The sequence below is a fragment of the Streptomyces sp. NPDC025806 genome (assembly GCF_055558275.1).
In genome coordinates, this window is sequence record NZ_JBVHMU010000007.1 from 250,905 (window position 1) to 271,669 (window position 20,765).

Sequence of the window (20,765 nt, forward strand, 5' to 3'; positions counted from 1 at the left end):
CTTCAGCGCCGAGCAGCGGCGGGAAGGGGGAGCCAGCGCCGGTCACTCACGACCACAGGGGGGCGTTTCAGGTCGCCCCTCGAACTACGCCGACACCGCCTGGTCCGCTCTCGCGGACGGGCGCCTGGTCCAGAGGTTGCGACGCTAGTGCAGGGACGTAAGAACAGGGATGGCAGCGCTGCGGCGGAGCCGGAGCCGCGCGGCGGGACCGGCCCGATAGCCGGCGGTTCCCAGCCCCCGCACGCCCAGAACCCGGGGCGCACCGCGTCCGTCGACGGCCCGGAGCGCGACGGGCGCCCCGGCATGTCCGAGGGCCCGACCGCGCCCGCGGCGCCGTCCGTGAAGTCGAAGGGCCCCACGGGTCCCGGCTCGCGCATGGCGCTGCGCAACTGGCGCATCTCGACGCGACTGGTGTCGCTGCTGGCCCTTCCCGTGGTCGCCGCGACCTCGCTGGGCGCGCTGCGTATCGCGGAGTCCCTCGCGGACATCGAGCAGCTCGACAACATGAAGCTGCTCACCGAGATGACGAAGCAGGCCACCGACCTGGCCTCCGCGCTCCAGGAGGAGCGCGACCAGTCCGCGGGTCCGCTGGCCAACGGCGCGAACGCGAACGAAGACTTCAACATCAAGGCGGCGCGCGAGAAGACCAAGCGCGCCCGCGACACGTTCCTGCAGAGCACGACGGACATCGAGAGCGACGGCGGCGCCGGCAGCCTCAACGGTGTGCGCGAGCACGCCGTGCAGATCGCCCGTGACCTCATCGGACTCAACGAGATCCGCCAGGACGCGTACAAGAACCCGAAGAACTCCTCGCAGACCGTCGAGGCGTACTCGCGCATCATCAACCAGCTGCTCTCCCTGTCGACCGACATGGCGCAGGCGACCAGCAGCCCCGAGATGATCCAGCGCACGCGTGCGCTGGCGGCCTTCTCGTCCGCCAAGGAGTACGCGTCCGAGCAGCGGGCCATCATCGCCGCCGCGCTGCCGCCGAACGGCAAGAGCTACGGCTCGCTCTCCGAGACGGACCGGCAGTACGCCAAGGCCGCGCAGGAGAACCAGGACTCGCAGCTCGACTCGTTCAAGAGCGTCTACGGCAACGTGGCCGCCGAGGAGCTGCTCAAGCCGCTCGACGAGAACAACGCGACCATCAAGGCCGCCGACAGCTACGCCGAGCGCGTGCTGCGCGACCGCAACGGTCTGCGCACCCAGGACAAGCGCTCGTACCGCGACTGGGTCGACGCCGACAGCTCCCGCATCCAGCAGATGTCCAGCATCGAGCTGACGCTGCTCAACGAGATGGAGCAGCAGGCCCGCGAGCTGCGCAACGAGTCCGAGCGTTCCGCGATCATCAACGGTGCGCTGATCCTCCTCGTGCTCGGCGTCTCGCTCGTCGGCGCCTTCGTCGTGGCGCGGTCCATGATCCGCTCGCTGCGCCGGCTGCAGGACACGGCGACCAAGGTCGCCCAGGACCGTCTGCCCGAGCTCGTCAAGGAGCTCTCCGAGTCCGACCCGCAGGACGTCGACACGTCCGTGGAGTCGGTCGGTGTGCACTCCCGCGACGAGATCGGCAAGGTGGCCGCGGCGTTCGACGAGGTGCACCGCGAGGCGGTCCGTCTCGCCGCCGAGCAGGCCCTTCTGCGGGGCAACGTCAACGCGATGTTCACCAACCTCTCGCGCCGCTCGCAGGGCCTCATCCAGCGTCAGCTGTCGCTGATCTCCGAGCTCGAGTCCCGTGAGGCCGACCCGGACCAGCTGTCCTCGCTGTTCAAGCTCGACCACCTCGCGACCCGCATGCGTCGTAACGGTGAGAACCTCCTCGTCCTCGCCGGTGAGGAGCCCGGCCGTCGCTGGACGCGGCCCGTGCCGCTCGTCGACGTGCTGCGTGCCGCCGCGTCCGAGGTGGAGCAGTACGAGCGCATCGAGCTGGCCGCCGTGCCGGCCACCGATGTCGCCGGCCGCGTGGTCAACGACCTCGTGCACCTGCTCGCCGAGCTGCTCGAGAACGCGACCTCGTTCTCCTCGCCGCAGACGAAGGTCAAGGTCACCGGTCACGCGCTGCCCGACGGCCGTGTGCTGATCGAGATCCACGACACCGGTATCGGTCTGTCGCCCGAGGACCTCGCGGCGATCAACGAGCGGCTCGCGTCGCCGCCCACCGTGGACGTCTCGGTGTCGCGCCGCATGGGTCTGTTCGTGGTCGGTCGTCTGTCGCAGCGTCACGGCATCCGTATCCAGCTCCGCCCGTCCGACTCCGGTGGTACGACCGCGCTGGTCATGCTGCCCGTCGACGTCGCGCAGGGCGGCAAGAAGGCGCCCGGCAAGCCGGCTCCCGGCCAGTCCGGCGGTCCGGCCGCCGCGCAGGCCGCGGCCGGTGTCGCCGCCGCGCGTCGCGGTGTGCAGGGCGGTGGCGCGGGCAACGGCTCGGCGGGCCGGCTCGGTGCCGGTCCGTCGGCGGCGCGTCCGCAGGTCGGCGCCGGTACCGGTGGCCCGCGTGCGGCGCTGCCCAGCCGGGACGGCGGTCCTGCGGCCCCGCAGAACCAGCAGAACCCGCAGGCGCAGCAGAACCCGCAGGGTCAGCAGTACGCGCAGAACCCGCAGGGTCAGCCGAATCCGCAGCAGAACGGGCAGCCGGGGCTGCCGCAGGGGCAGCAGAACCCTCAGCACCCCCAGATACCCCAGCGCCCCCAGGCGCCGCAGCGCGCGCAGGCCCCGCAGCCCGCGCGCTCCCAGAACCCGCAGAACCCGCAGGGTCCGTCCGGGCCGTCCGCCACGGGCAGCCTGTTCGACTCCGGCATGCGAGGTCCGGTCCCGCCGCAGCAGCGCACCCACGCCGACCCGAACGGGCCGGCCGCGCAGCAGCCGCAGGGCGGCCGGCCGGTGCTGCCGCCGCGTGGCGGTCCGCGCGCCGAGCTGCCGGGCGGCAACCCGCAGCCCCGCACGCCCAGCTGGAGCGACGAGAACGCGCAGCCGCACCTCGACGCCCCGCGCGGCCACGACGAGCCGGACTCCACGGCCCAGTTCCCGCCGGTGCGTGACGACCGGCAGGGTCCGGGCGCCACGGCCGAGTTCGCCCGTCCCGACTTCGACGCGCCGCGGCCGGCTCCGGTCCAGGACACCGGTGCCTTCGCCCGCCCCGACGTCTACGGCGGCGTACCGAACGGGCCGGCGCCGCAGGCGAACGGGTACCACGACCCGTCGTCCACCGGTCAGTTCGAGCGCCCGTTCCCGCCGCAGCAGCAGGGCATTCCGGCGCAGCCCGCGCAGGACGAGTACCTGCCGCCGGCCAGCGGTCCCGTCGACAACCGGACGCCGCTGTTCGACACGCTGGAGACGAACTGGCGCCAGGGCCAGCAGGAGCAGGCTCCGCGCCGGCCCCAGCAGCCCCAGCAGCAGGACCTGCCGCAGCGCGGCGCCCCGCGTCCGGCGGAGGCCCCGCAGCAGCAGACGCCGTTCCCGCCGCAGCGTCCGCAGACTCCCGCCGCCGCGCCCTCGCGCCCGGTGACGGCCGCTGACCCCGGCCAGGACCCCGCGTCCTGGCGGCAGTCCCCGAACGACGAACTGATGCGTCAGGCCGAGCGGGTGCGCAAGCCCGCGGCCGGTGGCGTCACCGTCTCGGGTCTGCCTCGTCGTGTCCCCCGGGCGAACCTCGTGGCGGGCACGGCTCAGGAGCAGCAGACCCAGGCGGGTCCCCAGGTCTCCCGCGCGCCCGACGACGTGCGGGGACGCCTGACCAACCTCCGTCGGGGCATCCAGCAGGGCCGGCAGGCCAACGGCACCGGTCAGACGGGCAGCTACCCCCGCCCCACTCACCAGCAGGAGCGTTAGTTGAGTCAGATGAGCCAGGCGGCACAGAACCTGAACTGGTTGATCACCAACTTCGTGGACAACACCCCGGGTGTCTCGCACACGGTGGTGGTGTCCGCGGACGGTCTGCTGCTCGCGATGTCCGAGGGATTCCCGCGCGACCGCGCGGACCAGTTGGCGGCCGTGGCGTCGGGGCTCACCTCGCTCACGGCCGGTGCGTCCCGCATCTTCGAGGGCGGGCCGGTGAATCAGACGGTCGTGGAGATGGAGCGCGGCTTTCTCTTCATCATGTCCGTCTCCGACGGCTCGTCCCTGGCCGTGCTCGCGCACCCCGAGTGCGACATCGGTCTCGTCGGCTACGAGATGGCGCTGCTCGTCGACCGGGCGGGCGCCGTGCTCACCCCGGACCTGCGCGCGGAGCTGCAGGGCAGCCTGCTGCACTGACGGGGGTGACGGCCGGTAACCCCGGCCACATCAGAAGTCTGGCGCACCACCCGCCACGAAATCCAGAGCGAACACCCAATCACCTTCCGACCCACGTCCGGCCGTCACACAATCCCCCCACCGGCCCACCCTCAGACGGCAGGCCCCCGGCCCGCCGTCCCGCCCGGAGGATCCATGACCCCGCCCACCGCTCCTCACGATCCGTACGGCAGCGCCGCTGCCGACAGCTACGGTCATGAGGGCGACCAGCCGCTGGTCCGTCCCTACGCGATGACCGGCGGCCGGACCCGGCCGCGCTACCAGCTCGCGATAGAGGCGCTCGTGTCGACGACCGCCGACCCGGCGTCGCTGCAGACGCTGCTCCCGGAGCACCAGCGCATCTGCCACCTGTGCCGTGAGGTGAAGTCGGTCGCCGAGGTCTCGGCGCTGCTCTCGATGCCTCTCGGTGTGGCCCGGATCCTCGTCGCGGACCTCGCGGAGGCCGGCCTCGTCGCCATCCACCAGCCGGGTGGCGACGAGAACAACGGCGGTGCGCCGGACGTGACTCTGCTCGAAAGGGTGCTCAGTGGACTTCGCAAGCTCTGACGGCGCGACCGGGGCTCCCCGGTCGACCACCTCCGCCAAGATCGTGGTGGCCGGTGGCTTCGGCGTCGGCAAGACCACGTTCGTGGGGTCGGTCTCCGAGATCAACCCGCTGCGTACCGAGGCCGTGATGACGTCCGCGTCCGCGGGCATCGACGACCTCACGCACACCGGGGACAAGACGACCACCACGGTCGCCATGGACTTCGGCCGCATCACGCTCGACCAGGACCTGATCCTGTACCTGTTCGGCACGCCGGGCCAGGACCGCTTCTGGTTCATGTGGGACGACCTGGTGCGCGGCGCCATCGGCGCCGTGGTCCTGGTGGACACGCGCCGGCTCGCGGACTGCTTCCCGGCCGTGGACTACTTCGAGAACTCGGGGCTGCCGTTCGTCGTCGCCCTCAACGGGTTCGACGGGCACCAGCCGTACAACCCGGAAGAGGTCCGCGAGGCGCTGCAGATCGGTCCGGACACCCCGATCATCACGACGGACGCCCGGCACCGTGCGGATGCAAAGAGCGCGCTGATCACGCTGGTGGAGCACGCCCTGATGGCCCGCCTGAAGTGACGGGAAGCAGTCACAAGTCGGCCACCAAGTGACAAGATCCGTACGGTAGTTGTCAGGGGCCCCGCGCAGCCCCGTGTGGCCTTTGACACGCGGGGCCGCTGTGTTCATAACGTTTCGACAGAGAATTCCACGGGCACCGACACGGGTCGCGCACACCTGGCTCCACTGTGCTCACAAGAGCCCCGCCTTTTGGCGGGGCTCGTTCTTTATGCCCGTTTTATCTGGGGGGACGGCGTCCCGGAGCTTCCGGTTCCGACTGTTTGGAAGTGCACCTCCTGACGTGCTGGAATGCGCTGAACTGCCCAGTAAGAACGGGCCTGGAGACACACAGCGGCACGTGTAGGTGCCGACCGCCGAGAGGTTGTTGGTCGAGTGAGGCGAAGCAAGAACAGTCCCGAGCCGGCTTCGGCGCGGGGCAACTTCACCCCGCCGCCGCGCACAGCGGCCGAGGCCGCACCGGTGGCCGAGGTCGCGGCGCCGGCACCGTCGGGCGGACGGATGTCGCCGCGCAACTGGCGCGTGCCCACGAAGCTGAACGCGATCCTGCTCATACCCGTGATCGTGGGTCTGGTCATGGGCGGCTTCCAGGTGAAGAACTCCATCGACACCTGGCACGAGGCTCAGGACGCCGAGGCCACGGCCCGGCTCGTGCAGGCGTCCCTGACCTACGGCAACCTCCTCATCGAGGAGCGCGACGTCACCGCCGCCCCGCTGCTCCAGGGCAAGAAGGACGACCCCAAGGTCATCGAGGCCCGTGACGCGACGAACCGCGCCGCGACGGCCTTCCGCGCGGCCGCGCAGAACATGCCGCAGACCGAGGGCCTCAAGCGCCGTCTGGACGGGTTCAACAAGGTCGAGGGCGGTCTGGACAAGCTGCGGGCCGCGGCCTACACGTCCAAGCTTCCCGGCACGCAGACCGAAGAGGGCTACGTCCAGATCCAGCACCCGCTGATGGAGTTCGCCAACGAGCTCGGTCTGGGCACCGGAAACATCACGAGCTACGGCCGCACGGTCTACGCGATCTCGCTGTCCAAGGCGGCGCTCTCGCTCGAGCGCTCCATCGGCATGCACCTGCTCGTGAAGCCCGGCCCCACCCGGGACAGCTTCGCCAAGCAGCGCACCGCGCTCGGCAGCTACGCCTACCTCGAGGGCATCGCCATCGAGGAGTACAAGGGCGGTGGCACCCCCGAGGACCTGGCCAAGCTCGAGCAGGCCCAGAAGCAGCTGAAGACGGACGGCGCCAAGCAGGCGGCCGCGGCCAAGGCCAAGGACCCCTCCTACGTGCCGCCGCCGGCCGACCCCCGCGAGATGGTGGCCGGTATCGTCGCGATGCCCAGCACCCAGCCCGCGGCCCGACTCGCGCTCGCGCAGAGCGGCATCACCGCCGAGAACTGGTGGGCGGTCAACACCGCGAAGTTCGACGCCTACCGCACGATCGAGTCGGATCTCGCGGACAAGGCCGTGAACGAGGCGTCCGGCATCGCCGACGACGCCAAGCAGGAAGCCATCGTCATCGGCGTCGCCGTCGTCGTCGCGCTCCTCGCCGCCGTCGTGCTCGCCGGTCTCATGGCCCGCCAGATGTCGCGCTCGATGCGCCGGCTGCGCACCGCCGCCTTCGACGTGGCCGAGCAGCGCCTGCCGATGCTGGTCGACCAGCTCTCGCGCACCGACCCGGGCCGGGTCGACACCCGCGTCACGCCCATCCCGCTCGCCACGAGCGACGAGATCGGCGAGGTCGCCCGCGCCTTCGACCAGGTGCACCGCGAGGCCGTCCGGCTCGCCGCCGAGCAGGCCCTGCTCCGCGGCAACATCAACGCGATCTTCACCAACCTCTCGCGCCGCAACCAGTCCCTGATCGAGGGCCAGCTGACCCTCATCACCGACCTGGAGAACAACGAGGCCGACCCGGACCAGCTGGAGAACCTCTTCCGCCTGGACCACCTCGCGACCCGTATGCGCCGCAACGGCGAGAACCTCCTGGTCCTCGCCGGCGAGGAGCCCGGCCGCCGCTGGGACCAGCCGGTCCCGCTGGTCGACGTGCTGCGCGCCGCCTCCTCCGAGGTCGAGCAGTACGAGCGTGTCGAGCTGTCCGGCGTCCCGGAGGCCGAGATCCACGGCCGCGCGGTCACCGACCTCGTGCACCTGCTCGCCGAGCTCCTGGAGAACGCGACGACGTTCTCCTCCCCGCAGACCAAGGTCCGCGTCACCGCGACCCGTCTCCCCGACGGCCGCGTCATGATCGAGATCCACGACAAGGGCATCGGCCTCACCGCCGAGGACTTCGCGGACATCAACCACAAGCTGGCGAACCCGCCGACCGTGGACGCCGCGATCTCCAGCCGCATGGGCCTCTTCGTGGTCGGCCGCCTGTCGGACCGGCACGGCATCCGTGTCCAGCTGCGCCCCTCGGGCGAGCAGGCCGGCACCACCTCGCTGGTGATGCTCCCGGACGGGATCACCCACGGTGGTGGCGGTCAGCAGGCGCACGACCAGAACGAGTTCACCGTCTCGACGATGATCCCGCAGCAGCCGGCCTTCGAGAAGGCTCCGCTGCGCACCGCCGCCGAGCTCGGCTTCGACGACAGCCGCTACGAGGTCCCGGACGACGCCCGCGAGCTCGACCCGGTCGGCCGTTCGCTGATGCGCGAGGAGCGCCGGGCGGCGCTCGAGGCCCAGGCCCAGACGCCGGAGACGGGCCACTCGCCCGACGGCCGTCCGCTGTTCCGCGACGAGGTCGCCCCGCAGCAGGCGGAGCCCGACACCGGGTACGCGCCGCAGTCGGCCTACGCCGATCAGCAGCTCGGCTACGACCACGGCCAGGATTCCGGCTACGCCGATCAGCGTCAGGACGTCTACGGCGAGCAGCAGCCCGCCTACGACGGACAGCCGCAGAACGGGTACGACGGATTCGCTGCGGGCCGACCGGGCCCGCAGGCCGGCGCCCCGAACGGCCAGGTGCCGGACTACGGTACGCACAGCGGCTATGCGGAACCGGCTCCGGAGCAGTACAGCCCGTACGAGGAGTCTGCCCCGCAGGCCGAATGGCAGGCCCAGGACGCCTATCAGGGCGAGTTCCAGGGCGGCTTCGCGGACTCGTACCCGACTGAAGCGGAATCCGTCCAGGGCACTGACGCGGCGGAGCCGGAGAGCGTATCCTTCGAGCCGCACGGTCCGCTGTCGGCCGGGCCCTCCCCCTCCGTCCCGCACGCGCTGACCGATGCCGGTCTTCCGCGCCGGGGCGGCGCCCCCCAGCGGCCGGAGCCCGCGCAGGCCCCGGCCGGGGACTCCGCGACCGGCGACGACACCTGGCGCTCGGCCAACGACGACCGGTGGGAGCGTGCGGAGCGGCTCAAGAGTCCCAAGGCGGGCGGAGTCACCTCGTCCGGTCTCCCCCGGCGCGTGCCCAAGGCCAACCTGGTCGAGGGCACGGCGGAGTCGACCCCTCAGGGCGGCCCCCAGATCTCCCGCGCTCCCGAGGACGTTCGCGGCAGACTGAGCAATCTGCGCCGCGGCGTGCAGCGGGGCCGCAGCGAAGGCGGCGGCGAACAGCAGTGACAGCTTTTCCAGCAGTGATGAAGACGAACGGCCAGGTCAGCGGGTCACCCGATGAGCCTGACAGCACCTACAACCAGGAGCGTTAGTGTGAGCCCGATGAGCCAGGCGGCACAGAACCTGAACTGGTTGATCACCAACTTCGTGGACAACACCCCCGGGGTGTCCCACACGGTGGTGGTCTCCGCCGACGGACTCCTTCTGGCGATGTCCGAAGGGTTCCCCCGTGACCGTGCCGACCAGCTGGCGGCCGTCGCGTCGGGTCTGACCTCGTTGACCGCGGGCGCGTCCCGCATCTTCGAGGGTGGCGCGGTGAACCAGACAGTTGTGGAGATGGAGCGGGGATTCCTGTTCATCATGTCCATCTCTGACGGTTCTTCTCTCGCCGTCCTTGCACACCCCGAGGCGGACATTGGCCTCGTTGGGTACGAGATGGCCCTTCTTGTCGACCGCGCGGGGTCTGTTCTCACCCCCGACCTGCGTGCGGAGCTTCAGGGAAGCCTTCTCAACTAGTAGACAAGCGGTGCGTTTTCGCGCCTCGTGGCCGTAAGGTTTCGGGACGCGGCTCCACAGTGATGGTGCCCAGCGCAGTCGGAGGAGGAGTACGTGTCTGGTTCAGCAACACCCCCGAGCGGTTCGTCCGCCAACTGGCCGCCCTATGGCCCCGCCCAGGGCCAGGCCGGCGTGGGCGGCGACGGTTCGCAGAACCGGTACGACTTCCCCGCTGCGCCCAGCCACGCCCGGCCGATGCGGCAGCCCGGTCCCTACGACCAGCCGCACGCGCCGCGCATCCAGCCTGTGCAGCCGCAGCCGCGTCCCGACGCGAAGCCCGCGCCTGCTGCGAACAACCCCCTGGTGCGTCCGTACGCCATGACGGGCGGCCGCACCAGGCCGCGCTACCAGCTCGCCATCGAGGCGCTGGTGCACACCACCGCGCAGCCGCACCAGTTGCAGGGCCAACTGCCCGAGCACCAGCGGATCTGCAACCTGTGCCGGGAGATCAAGTCGGTGGCCGAGATCTCGGCCCTGCTGACCATTCCTCTCGGTGTGGCCAGGATTCTCGTCGCCGACCTCGCGGAGGCGGGCCTGGTCGCCATCCATCAGCCCGGCGGCGACGAGAGCGCCGGCGGCCAGCCAGACGTGACTTTGCTCGAAAGGGTGCTCAGTGGACTTCGCAAGCTCTAGCGGAGGGCCGGCAACTCCAAGTCGTTCCACCACGTCCGCGAAGATCGTGGTGGCCGGCGGGTTCGGCGTCGGCAAGACGACCTTCGTGGGCGCCGTGTCGGAGATCAACCCTCTGCGCACCGAGGCCGTGATGACGTCCGCCTCCGCGGGCATCGACGACCTCACCCACACCGGGGACAAGACGACCACCACGGTCGCCATGGACTTCGGCCGCATCACCCTGGACCAGGACCTGATCCTTTACCTGTTCGGCACCCCCGGCCAGGACCGCTTCTGGTTCATGTGGGACGACCTGGTGCGCGGCGCCATCGGCGCCATCGTGCTCGTCGACACCCGCCGCCTGGCCGACTGCTTCCCGGCCGTGGACTACTTCGAGAACTCCGGCCTGCCGTTCGTCATCGCCCTCAACGGCTTCGACGGCAACCAGCCGTACAACCCCGACGAGGTCCGCGAGGCGCTGCAGATCGGCCCGGACACCCCGATCATCACGACGGACGCCCGCCACCGCGCGGACGCCAAGTCGGCCCTGATCACGCTGGTGGAGCACGCGCTCATGGCGCGTCTGCGGTAGCGGAATCCGGCCCGTACGACGTCACGACGTCCTACAGAATGGCCCCGCCTCTCCTGGGAGAGGCGGGGCCTTTCTGTACGTGCTGCGCCGGCGTCAGCGCCAGCTGTGCGGGGCGCGGAAGCCGGGCTCGCGCTCCAGGCGGCGCCAGCCGGCCTTGTCCGTGCGGCCGCGGTGGGCCGGGGCCTGGGGGGCCGTGGCGGCGCGGGCCAGCAGGATCGCGGTCAGGGCCGCGACCTCCTCGGGCTCGGCGTGGCCCTTCTCGACGCGGATGTCAGGAGTCGACATTGCGGCAGGTCTCCTAGGTCGGGAGGAAGGAACGGAAGTGGGGTGGCCGCTACTGCGGCGGGTTGCCGTGCTTGCGGGACGGCAGGTCGGCGTGCTTGGTGCGGAGCATCGCCAGGGACTTGATGAGGACCTCGCGGGTCTCGGCGGGGTCGATGACGTCGTCGACCAGTCCGCGCTCGGCCGCGTAGTACGGGTGCATGAGCTCGGACTTGTACTCCTTGACCATGCGGGCCCGCATGGCCTCGGGGTCCTCGGCGTCCGCGATCTGCCGGCGGAAGATCACATTGGCCGCGCCCTCCGCGCCCATCACCGCGATCTCGTTCGTGGGCCACGCGTAGGTGAGGTCCGCGCCGATGGACTGGGAGTCCATGACGATGTAGGCGCCTCCGTACGCCTTGCGCAGGATGAGCGAGATCCTCGGCACGGTCGCGTTGCAGTACGCGTAGAGCAGCTTCGCTCCGTGCCGGATGATCCCGCCGTGCTCCTGGTCGACGCCCGGAAGGAAGCCCGGAACGTCGAGAAGCGTCACGATCGGGATATTGAAAGCGTCGCACATCTGGACGAACCGGGCAGCTTTTTCGCTCGCCTCGATGTCCAGGACGCCGGCCAGCGACTGGGGCTGGTTGGCGACGATGCCCACGACCTGGCCGTCGAGACGGGCGAGGGCGCAGATGATGTTGCGGGCCCAGCGCTCGTGGATCTCCAGGTAGTCGCCGTCGTCGACGAGCTCCTCGATGACCTTGGTCATGTCGTAGGGGCGGTTGCCGTCGGCCGGGACGAGGTCCAGGAGGACCTCGGAGCGGCGGTCGGCGGGGTCGTCGGAGGCGACGGTCGGGGGGTTCTCGCGGTTGTTCTGCGGGAGCATCGACAGGAGGTAGCGGACCTCCGCGATGCAGGTCTCCTCGTCGTCGTAGGCGAAGTGGGAGACGCCGGAGGTCTCGGCGTGCACGTCCGCGCCGCCCAGACCGTTCTGCGTGATCTCCTCGCCCGTGACGGCCTTGACCACGTCCGGGCCCGTGATGAACATCTGCGAGGTCTCACGGACCATGAACACGAAGTCGGTGAGTGCCGGGCTGTAGGCGGCGCCGCCGGCGCACGGGCCGAGCATCACCGAGATCTGCGGGATGACGCCCGAGGCGCGGGTGTTGCGCTGGAAGATGCCGCCGTACCCAGCGAGCGCCGAGACGCCCTCCTGGATACGGGCGCCCGCGCCGTCGTTCAGGGAGACCAGCGGGGCACCGGCCGCGATGGCCATGTCCATGATCTTGTGGATCTTCGTCGCGTGGGCCTCGCCCAGCGCGCCGCCGAAGATCCGGAAGTCGTGCGCGTACACGAAGACCGTGCGGCCCTCGACCGTTCCCCAGCCGGTGATCACACCGTCCGTGAACGGCTTCTTCGCCTCAAGGCCGAACCCGACCGCCCGGTGCCGGCGCAGCTGCTCGACCTCGTTGAACGAGCCCTCGTCCAGCAGCAGAGCGATCCGCTCCCGGGCCGTCAGCTTGCCCTTGGCGTGCTGCGCCTCGGTCGCCTTCTCGCTCGGCCCGGCCAGAGCCTGCTCACGGATCGCGTGCAGCTCCGCCACGCGCCCACGCGCGTCGGTGGGCTCGTCGCCGGGGTTCGAGGCGGTGTCGTCCAAAACGGTCATGTAGTGACCTTACGAAGCCCACCAAGGAAAACCGCCCGTCGACTCCGTACAGTCTCCGACGCCGTTTCCTGGTGGGCCCTGACAGTTGTGGACGAAAACCGGCGGTCATCGACTGTGCGAGGCCCCTCGGCGTTGTACGGAACCTATAAACCGCCGCTGCACACCACGAGCTGCCTGTTCACCGATTCGCCGTCGCCTGTTGGTGTGTCCGCGCGCTGCACGCTCTGCACGCCTTCCAGGATGCCGTCGAGTTCCGCATCCGACAGAGCCCCGTCGCCGGCGACCGCGGCGACGGTCTTCAGGGCCGCCTCGTGGAAGGCGTCGCGCAGCATCGGCCGCATCACGTCCGACGCGTCCAGGCAGCGCGGTACGTCGCTTTGCCGGAAGCGGCGGTAGACGGCGCGGGCCGTGTCGTCCTCGCCCTCGCGCCCGCCGATCTTCTTCATGACCGGGGTCATGGCCGAGTACATGGTGCCCTCGTCGGCCCAGTCCTCCTGGACCTCCTCGGAGAACAGGACGCGCAGGGCCCGCTGGGCCGGTTCGCGGTCGTCGAAGAGGGCCGCGAAGTCGCCGGACACCTCGTACCCGCGCCGGGGGTAGGGGCCGCCGGGGAGCAGCCGGGCGGAGTCCTCGATCGTGGCGCCGTCGTGGCCGCGGGCGAAGGAGCCCTGGTGCTCGTAGGCGCACCGGGGTTCCTCCTCGCGGAAGGCTTTCCCGTGCTTCTTCAGCGCGCCGGGGCCGCGCCAGTCGGTCCTGAGCGCCTGCCCGGCACGCTTGCGGTCGGTGGCGAGGAAGTCGGCCCATTGCCGCCAGGCGGCGCGGACCGGTCCGTGCGCGTCGGTCCAGCTGCCGGCGCCGCGGGCCCACCGCGCGTACGGGCCGGGGCCCGCGCGCTGGAGCACGAGGTCCTCGATCCAGTCGGTGCCGGGCCAGCCGGCGGCGCCGTCCTCGCCGAGGCCGAGGCACCAGGAGGTGAGGGCGGTGGCGGGGCCCTGCTGCTTCGGGGTGTGCCAGACGATGCTCTTCAGGTTGGCGTTGACCGGCCACCAGTACGTGGCGCCCTTGCCGGCGGCCGGGTTCCAGGGTCCCGCGTAGTCCCGCCCGGGGTCGATGCCTTCGAGGGCTTCGTCGAGCGGCTTCAGTTGCCGGTCGGCGCCGTAGCCGGCCAGCTCGCCGATGCCGGGCATGATCGCGATGTCCGGCGGGTCGCCCGCCTGCACGCGGGCGAGAAGGACCTCGCGCTGGGCGGGGGTGCCCTCGTAGTCGACGTTGATGCCGTGGTCCGCCATGAGCGTGCGGAAGCGCTGGGCCTCCTGGCCGGTCCAGGTGCCGAGAACGGTCACCACCGGGTCGGAGGGCAGGGCCAGAGGTACGGCGGCGGGCGCCACCACAATCAGCACGGCGGCGATCGCCAGACCGCGGCGGCGGAGCCGGGTACGGGTGGCGGCCCGGCCGAGCCGGCGGGCCCAGGTCCAGTCGACGGGGCCGCGGCGCGGGTAGTCCTGGACGAGCCGGACGACGAGCCCGGCGACGGTCGCGCAGACGACGGCGACGCCGAGGACGATGTACGCGACGTTCCACCAGCCCGAGCCGGAGAAGGCGGGCGGTCCGGCGTCCGCGACGGTCTTCTGGGCGCTGCCGAGGACGCCGGTGTCGTCGCGCAGGCCCGTGGCGAGGGCGACGCGCAGCGTGTGGGCGAGTGCGTCCCGGGTGTCGGCCAGGACGAGGGCGGTGTGCACGGCGAGGCCCGCTGAGACCCCGGCGAGGACGGCGGCTCCCGCGCCGCCGGCGAGCATCGCGGGGGCGAGCACCCGGCCGCAGCGGCGCCGTACGACGCGGGCGGCGCTGAAGGCGAGGGCCGCCGCGGCGACGAGCGCGAGGACGGCTCCGGCCCAGGCGGTGACGAGCGGGAAGGAGGGCTCGGCCAGGTGGCGGGCCCGGCGCTGTTCGTCCTGGGCGATCTGTTCGAGCCGGGCGAGGATGCCGGTGTCGGGGCGGGCCAGCAGGGCGCGGGCCGCCCCCAGCTTCTCCGCCCGCATCTGCGCGTCGTCGCGGTAGGTGACGGTGGCGGCGGTGATGGTGTTGCCGTAGTTGACGAGCATGCCGTTCACGGCGGTGACGTTCTGGGCGGCGCCCCCGTCGGCGTGGTCGGCGAAGCGGGTCAGGCCCTGGTCGGCGGCGGCGAGCTGGCTCTCGGCGCTCTCCCCCATGCCGACCGTCGGGGCGATGCCCCGCTCGATGGAGTCGCGGGCGGCGTGATCGGCGCTGAGCACGGCGAGGCGGACGGCGGCGGCGCCCTGCGCGGAGGGGGCGGTCTCGTCGCGCATCCGGTGGGCCCGTGCGTCGAGGACGGGCACGGCGACCGCGGTGAGCAGGGTGACCCCCGTGATCGCGCAGGCGAGGAACAGCCACAGGTGCCACTGGAGCAGCCGGCGGGTGCTCAGAGCGCGCAGGGCGTGGACGGCTCGCCCGATCCGGGTGCCGGGGGCGGTCATGTCAGGCTCCTTCCGCAGCGCACGCAGTGGCGGGCTCCGGGCAAGGGGGGCTCGGCGCAGGCCGGGTCGGGGCAGGGGCCTGTGGGGGCGGTGCGGCCGGGGCGGGGGCGCCCTGGGCCCCGGCCCGCGGAGCGGGTGCTCAGGTGCAGGAGGGTGACGCCGATGCGGTGCGGGTCGGCGGGGAGCCGGGCCTCGGTGCGGCCGGCGGCGGCGTCGACGATCCGGGCGTGTTCCCCGATCTCGTCGAGCACCCAGTCCTCGCCGAGCCGGTGCGCCGTCGCGGCGGCCCGGCCGAAGTGCTCCTCGGCGCCGGCGCGGCGTCCGGCGTGCAGTGCTTCCAGGCCCTTCTTGAGGTCGTCGAGCATGCGGTGCCGCGAACCGAGGAGGCGGCTGTCGGCCGCGGTGTCCTCGGGAGTGTGGGCGGCGGTGCGGGCGGGGGGCGGGCCCGGGGCGAGCCAGCGGGCGGTGACGGCGGCGTGCAGGTCACCGAGCGAGACCGTGGCGAACTGGAGTTCCTCGCCGAGCACGTCGCCGGTGTCGTCGGCGCGCAAGGTCAGCAGGAACTCGCTGGGGGCGCCGGACGGGTCCCAGGGCAGGGCGGCGAACAGGTGGTGGTGCGGGTCGGCCGCATGCGGGTCGAGGCGGCGGTGTTCGGGGGTGAACTGCACGAGGGAGTCGAGCTCCACGCCGGGCCGGGTGCGGATCTCCAGGGGCAGTTCGGGGACGGCCCGGCGGCAGGCGCGGCGTACGGCGGCGGCCAGGGGCCGCGCGAAGTCCGGGCCGGCCGCCTCGGCGGTGCCGCGCAGCCGGGTGGCGATCCGGTCCAGCGGGCGGTAGTCCCAGCGGTCGCCGACGGCAATCACCTCGCAGCCGAACTCCGCGCCGCACGCGTCGAGTTCGCGGTCGAGGGCGGCGGCGTCGGTGGGGGATCCGTCGGTGACGAGGAGCAGCCGCCGCAGGGGGCGCGCGCAGTCGGTGAACAGGTCGCGGGCGGCGGCGAGCCAGCCGTCGTAGCCGGTGGTACGAGACCCTGCGGCCGGGGCGAGCGGGGCCGCGCCCAGGGCGAAGACGGCGGCGCGGCGGTGCTCGCGGTCGGCCGGGGCCCAAAGGCCGCCGGTCCCGGTGGCGTCGGTGCCGGTGGTGCCGTTGGTATCGCTCCCGGCGGCGTCGGGGTAGTAGCGCCGGGGCCCCGCGGCCAGGACCGCGAAGTGGGCGCCGGCCGGCAGTACGGGCAGCGCCTCCCGCACGGCGCGCACCAGCTCGGGCCGGTGTTCCGGGCCGAGGTCGAGGGCCAGCGCCACCGCGAGGGCACGGGGATCCGCCGCGTCCCCGTCGACGCCGTCGGAGGCGGTGACCTGAAGGGTGGCACGCAGGGTGGCCGGTTCACCGGGGACGCGGCGGTCGGGCACGAGGTCGGGTTCGTCGACGCGGACGACGAGCGTCGTGTCGTACGGGGCCGGGGGTACGGGCGCGTCGGCGGCGGTCCGGGCCGGTCCCGACGTGGCCGGGGGTGTCATCGGATCCTCGGGAGTCATGAGGGGGCCGTCAGAGGTCATCGGGGGTCAACGGGGGTCAACGGGGGTCATCGGAGGGTCAACGGGCGGATGGCGTGGGCGTGTTCGACCAGGGATTCGCTGAGGTCCTCGTCCGGGGTGTCGGCCGCGAGTTCGAGATAGTCGTCGGCGAGGCGGGCGCGGACCGATCGGGCGGTGGTGGGTGGGGCGGGCCGGCGCCAGGAGCGCAGGAGGGCGCGGGCCGTGGGGTCGCCGGTGGCGCCGTGGGTGAGGTGGAGGGCGGCCAGCTGCCATTCGGCGACCTCGATGCACAGGCGCAGTTCGTCGCCGGAGGAGAGGTGCAGCTCGCGTTCCTGGGGCGGGAGAGCGCGGTCGGCCTCCTGGGCGGCGAGGACGGCCGCGGCGGCTTCGGGGGCGGGCAGGTCGCCGGGTTCGGGGCCCAGGCACGCGGCGCCGATACGGGTGGCGGCGCGCCGGGCGAGGGCGCGGCCCCGGGTGCCGGGCGGGACCCGGCCCAGGGCGGTGAGGGCGCCGTCGCGGTCGCGGGCGTCGAGGGCGAGCCGGGCCAGGCCGAGGGCGGCGCCGCAGTGCGCGGGGTTGCGCAGGTGGACGGTGAGGAAGAGGTCGCGGGCGGTGGCGCGGGAGGCGGCCGCGCCGGGGCCTTCGGTGTGGGCGGCGCATTCGTGGACGTAGGCGAGGGCGAGTTCGGGCGCGTAGTCGCCGGGGAGGTCGGCGCGGACGCGGGCGAAGGAGGCGCGGGCCCGTTCGAGGTCGGCGGGCCGGCCGTCGGTGCCGAAGCGGGCGAGGGCGATGAGGCCGCGGTGCCATTCGAGGCGCCAGCGCCGTACGTCCTCGGGGCCCGGGATGGCCTCGGCCTCGGCCAGGTCGGCCTCGGCGCCCGTGAGGTCGGGGGTGGGGCCGGTGCCGAGGGCGACACGGATGTTGTGCAGGCAGATCTCGGCGGAGCGTTCCTTGTCGGGGTCCTGGCCGAGCCGGGTGGTGGGGGCGTAGCCGCCGCTGACGCCGAAGTTCGGGGTGCGCTTGTCGTCGACGAACCGTTTGGGCACGGGGAGCCGGCGGGCGATCTCGACGGGGGTGGGCCGGCCGGGGTCGAGGGGGTGGAGCAGGGGCGGTGTCCCGCGCCGGGGGCGGCCGGGGCCGCGGCGGGCGAGGGTCTCGGTGGTGGGCACGTCGCCGAGCCGTTCGCCGAGCCACTCGGGCGAGGGGTCGAAGGCGACGGACGGTTCGGGGGTGGCGGGTTTGCCGCGCAGGGCCCTGATCTCCCGCAGCGCGCCGCGCAGTTGGTCGGCCATCTCGCCGGCGTCACGGAACCGGGTGCCCTCGGCGACGGTCCGGGTGGCGCGGGCGACGACGGCGTCGAAGGAGGCGGCGCCGAGTCCGGGGACGTCGTCGCGGACGGCGTAGGCGGCGAGGACGCGCAGGGTCACGCCGACGGTGTGGAGGTCGTTGGCGAGGGTGAGTTCGCCGCCGAGTTCGGGGGCGTGGAAGCCGGGGGTGACGTGCAGGGCCGGTTCGGTGCGGCCGGCCTCGCGGACGCCGCCGAGGTCGATGACCTTGACGCGGTCGCCGACGTGCACGACGTTCGACGGCTTCATGTCGCCGTAGAAGCTGTCCCGGTCGTGCAGGTGGGCGAGGGCGCCGAGGAGCTGGATGCCGTAGGCGGCGACGTGTTCGATGTCGAGGCTCTCGCGGCCCCGGCGGACGGCGTCGACGACCGACTGCAGGGTGTGGTCGCCGACGTCCTCCATGACGATGTGGCCGCCGGTGAGTTCCTCGGACGGCAGGAAGTCTCGGATCTGCACGATGTTCGGGTGCCGGGTGGCGATGAGGGTGCGGCGTTCGAGGGCGGCGAGGGCGGCGCTGTCCTGGCCGTAGCGGTCGCGGAGGGTCTTGACGGCGACGAGGTCGTCGAGGTGGGTGTCCTCCGCGAGGTACACCCAGCCCTGGCCGCCGCGTGCGACGGGCCCTTTGATCAGGTACTGCCCGCCGACGGTGTCGCCCGCGCCGAACTCGGGCCGCATGGCCTGCGCGGTACCGCACTCCGGGCAGTACTGCCGGTCGGGCCGTCCGTCGAGCACGGGGATCGTGGCGCCGCAGTCGGGGGCGCGGCAGCGCTGGGCCTGTTCGGCGATGTGGGCGCCGTCGGCGAGCCGCTCCTCGGGGGTGCGCGGGCTGCGCGCGGGCAGCCCGAGCAGGACGTCGGGTCCGTACGGGGCCTCGCCCAGGGAGGGAAGCGCGGGCGCGCCGGGGCGGCGCCCGCAGTGACCGCAGTACCCGGTGCTCCCCACGATCCCGGGGCAGTCGGCCCCGGTGAGCCGCCGGTGCGGGCACGGGCGCGGGCGGGACGTCATGCGGGGCCTCCCGGGTGGGGCGACTGGAGGTCGGTGACCAGGGAGCGCAGGGCGGCCAGGCGGGTTCCGGGGTCGGTGATCGTCGTGAGGGAGCGGCGGCGCAGGACCAGGGGTTCGACCGTGGCGGTGTGGTGCGGGAGCGAGGCCGGGTCGAGGACTCCCGCCTCCCGGGCGAGCCGGGCCTCTCTCTCCTCGGCGCGGGCCAGGAGGCGGTCGGCGTGGGTGAGGAGGGCCGGTTCGAGGACGTGGTCGCGGATCTCGGGCCAGCCGGGGGCCTCGCTGCTGCGGAAGACGAGCAGGAGCCGCAGTCCGGACTCGGCGAGCCGGCCGAGCAGCAGGGCGAGCCGGGCGGGGTCGCGGGCCTCGTCGACGGCGTCCACGAGCAGCACGCGGGCGTGCCCTTCGGGCGGGGCGGCGGGGCGCGGGCCGTCGCCGAGCAGCCAGGCGCGGGTGGCGGGCCAGTGTCCCGGGGCGAAGGTGAGGGCGCGGCCGAGCAGCCGTTCGACGAGGCGCTCGCGGGAGGCCTCGGCGGGCCGGTGCACGAGGTCGGCGAGGTGTTCGAGGTGGTGCAGGGTGCGGGCGCGTCCGCTGCCGCGGGCGACGACACTGACCTTGACGGGCGCGGCGCCGGGGTCGGCCAGCCAGGCGCGGGTGCGCCGGTCGAAGCCGGGGTCCCAGGCGCCGGGTGCGGCCAGTTCCCGTACGGGGGCGGCGAGTTCGGCGATGCGGGCGACCGGGACGAGGTAGGAGAACGCGAGGACGTTGTCCTCGGGGAGCGGCTCGTCGAGGTCGCCGCGCCAGCTGACGATCAGGCCGACGACGACGGGGTCTCCGTCCGGGGACAGCGTCCAGGCGCCGGCTCCGCTGAATCCCCGGCGGACGACCTCTCGGCGGTGCCGGGCGTCGATCTGGACGAGGGAGCCGCGCAGTCCGGCGACGCGGCCGGTGAGGGTCATGCCGTCGTCGAAGCGCTCGGCGTAGCCGGTCGCCCGGACGGGGAGCCCGGCGGGGATCGTGGTGGACAGCCGGGCGGGCCGGGCCTCGGGGCGCGGGCTGTCCAGGCGCAGCACGGCGAGGTCACGGCTGGGGTCGGTGTGCCGGTCGTCCACCCAGCCGTCGTCCCGTACGCGGGCGGCGACGGAGGGCACGGCGGGGTTCTCGGGGAATTCGGCCCAGATCGCCGCGTGGGGGTCCGTGACGACGTGGGCGCAGGTGAGCACGGTGCGCGCGTCGACGAGGACCCCGGCGCCCAGAACGGCGCCCGCCGCGTCCCCCGGCCGCAGGCGCACCCGCCAGTCCGCAGCCAACTCAGCCATCGTCTTCACGCTACGCACCAGGGGGCGCCCGCACTAGACTCGTGACACGCCTTCATCAGCCAAGTGCCGTACGGAAAGGCGGACTTGATGAGTGATCAGCCGGAGCCGATCGGTCTCGCGCAGGCGATCGCGGCGCTGCGCAAGGAGCTCGCGCAGGCGCAGCGGGAGGGCGCGGGCAGCGACTGGAAGTTCACGGTGGGGCAGGTGAGCGTGGAGTTCTCCGTGCAGTTCCACCGGGCCGGGGACACGGGTGCGGCGCTGAAGCTCGGGGTGGTGGAGGCGCGGCTCGGCGGCGGCGTGAGCCATGACGCGGTGCACCGGGTGCAGGTGGATCTCAAGCCGGCCCCGGGCCCGGACGGCGGGGAGCGGACGGTGGGCCGCTAGGTCCTGTCCGGAGTTCCCCGTCGTTCGCGCGGAGCGCGGGCGCAG

The 20,765-nt window shown here is 72.8% G+C and carries 14 protein-coding genes and 1 pseudogene; 9 read left to right on the forward strand and 6 right to left on the reverse strand.

What is annotated here, in order from left to right; all coding sequences use genetic code 11:
* Positions 1-147: 147 nt before the first annotated feature.
* The 8 genes and pseudogenes from ACZ4E1_RS18785 to ACZ4E1_RS18820 all read left to right on the forward strand — a co-directional run bounded on the left by ACZ4E1_RS18785 (position 148) and on the right by ACZ4E1_RS18820 (position 10,709).
* Entirely contained in the window at positions 148-3,825 is a 3,678-nt protein-coding gene (locus tag ACZ4E1_RS18785; RefSeq protein ID WP_467540444.1) for a sensor histidine kinase, read from the forward strand.
* 9 nt (positions 3,826-3,834) lie between these two features.
* Entirely contained in the window at positions 3,835-4,248 is a 414-nt protein-coding gene (locus ACZ4E1_RS18790; protein WP_003951074.1) for a roadblock/LC7 domain-containing protein, read from the forward strand.
* A 174-nt stretch (positions 4,249-4,422) separates the two neighbouring features.
* Positions 4,423-4,833 carry a DUF742 domain-containing protein gene (locus tag ACZ4E1_RS18795; RefSeq protein ID WP_188336658.1) on the forward strand — a complete coding sequence of 137 codons (411 nt, stop codon included), beginning with the start codon at positions 4,423-4,425 and terminating at the stop codon, positions 4,831-4,833.
* Positions 4,814-5,401, forward strand: a complete 588-nt coding sequence (locus ACZ4E1_RS18800) for a GTP-binding protein (protein ID WP_188336659.1) — start codon at positions 4,814-4,816, stop codon at positions 5,399-5,401. The genes ACZ4E1_RS18795 and ACZ4E1_RS18800 overlap by 20 nt, the downstream gene beginning before the upstream one ends.
* Positions 5,402-5,773: 372 nt before the next feature.
* A pseudogene (locus tag ACZ4E1_RS18805) lies at positions 5,774-9,042 on the forward strand (sensor histidine kinase).
* Between the two features lie 10 nt (positions 9,043-9,052).
* The gene (locus tag ACZ4E1_RS18810; protein ID WP_005311461.1) at positions 9,053-9,466 is read left to right on the forward strand and encodes a roadblock/LC7 domain-containing protein; all 414 of its coding nucleotides are present in this window, start codon (positions 9,053-9,055) and stop codon (positions 9,464-9,466) included.
* A 93-nt stretch (positions 9,467-9,559) separates the two neighbouring features.
* Positions 9,560-10,138 carry a DUF742 domain-containing protein gene (locus ACZ4E1_RS18815; protein ID WP_188336661.1) on the forward strand — a complete coding sequence of 193 codons (579 nt, stop codon included), beginning with the start codon at positions 9,560-9,562 and terminating at the stop codon, positions 10,136-10,138.
* On the forward strand, positions 10,119-10,709 hold the full coding sequence (locus ACZ4E1_RS18820) for a GTP-binding protein (RefSeq protein ID WP_188336662.1): 591 nt from the start codon (positions 10,119-10,121) through the stop codon (positions 10,707-10,709). The genes ACZ4E1_RS18815 and ACZ4E1_RS18820 overlap by 20 nt, the downstream gene beginning before the upstream one ends.
* 93 nt (positions 10,710-10,802) lie before the next feature.
* Here the strand turns inward: ACZ4E1_RS18820 and ACZ4E1_RS18825 are convergent, their stop codons facing one another.
* The 6 genes from ACZ4E1_RS18825 to ACZ4E1_RS18850 form a co-directional block, all read right to left on the reverse strand.
* The gene (locus tag ACZ4E1_RS18825; RefSeq protein WP_467540447.1) at positions 10,803-10,994 is read right to left on the reverse strand and encodes an acyl-CoA carboxylase subunit epsilon; all 192 of its coding nucleotides are present in this window, start codon (positions 10,992-10,994) and stop codon (positions 10,803-10,805) included.
* Between the two features lie 49 nt (positions 10,995-11,043).
* Entirely contained in the window at positions 11,044-12,639 is a 1,596-nt protein-coding gene (locus ACZ4E1_RS18830) for an acyl-CoA carboxylase subunit beta (RefSeq protein ID WP_188336669.1), read from the reverse strand.
* A 143-nt stretch (positions 12,640-12,782) separates the two neighbouring features.
* Positions 12,783-15,134, reverse strand: a complete 2,352-nt coding sequence (locus ACZ4E1_RS18835; protein ID WP_467540449.1) for a hypothetical protein — start codon at positions 15,132-15,134, stop codon at positions 12,783-12,785.
* Entirely contained in the window at positions 15,131-16,669 is a 1,539-nt protein-coding gene (locus tag ACZ4E1_RS18840; RefSeq protein WP_467540451.1) for a vWA domain-containing protein, read from the reverse strand. The genes ACZ4E1_RS18835 and ACZ4E1_RS18840 overlap by 4 nt, the downstream gene beginning before the upstream one ends.
* Positions 16,670-16,716: 47 nt before the next feature.
* Positions 16,717-19,020 carry a tetratricopeptide repeat protein gene (locus ACZ4E1_RS18845; protein WP_467540453.1) on the reverse strand — a complete coding sequence of 768 codons (2,304 nt, stop codon included), beginning with the start codon at positions 19,018-19,020 and terminating at the stop codon, positions 16,717-16,719.
* The gene (locus ACZ4E1_RS18850) at positions 19,017-20,336 is read right to left on the reverse strand and encodes a S1 family peptidase (RefSeq protein ID WP_467540455.1); all 1,320 of its coding nucleotides are present in this window, start codon (positions 20,334-20,336) and stop codon (positions 19,017-19,019) included. The genes ACZ4E1_RS18845 and ACZ4E1_RS18850 overlap by 4 nt, the downstream gene beginning before the upstream one ends.
* Positions 20,337-20,423: 87 nt before the next feature.
* Between ACZ4E1_RS18850 and ACZ4E1_RS18855 the strand changes: the two genes are divergently transcribed.
* Positions 20,424-20,720, forward strand: coding sequence for a trypco2 family protein (locus ACZ4E1_RS18855; RefSeq protein ID WP_467540457.1), 297 nt, complete (start codon positions 20,424-20,426; stop codon positions 20,718-20,720).
* Positions 20,721-20,765: the final 45 nt, after the last annotated feature.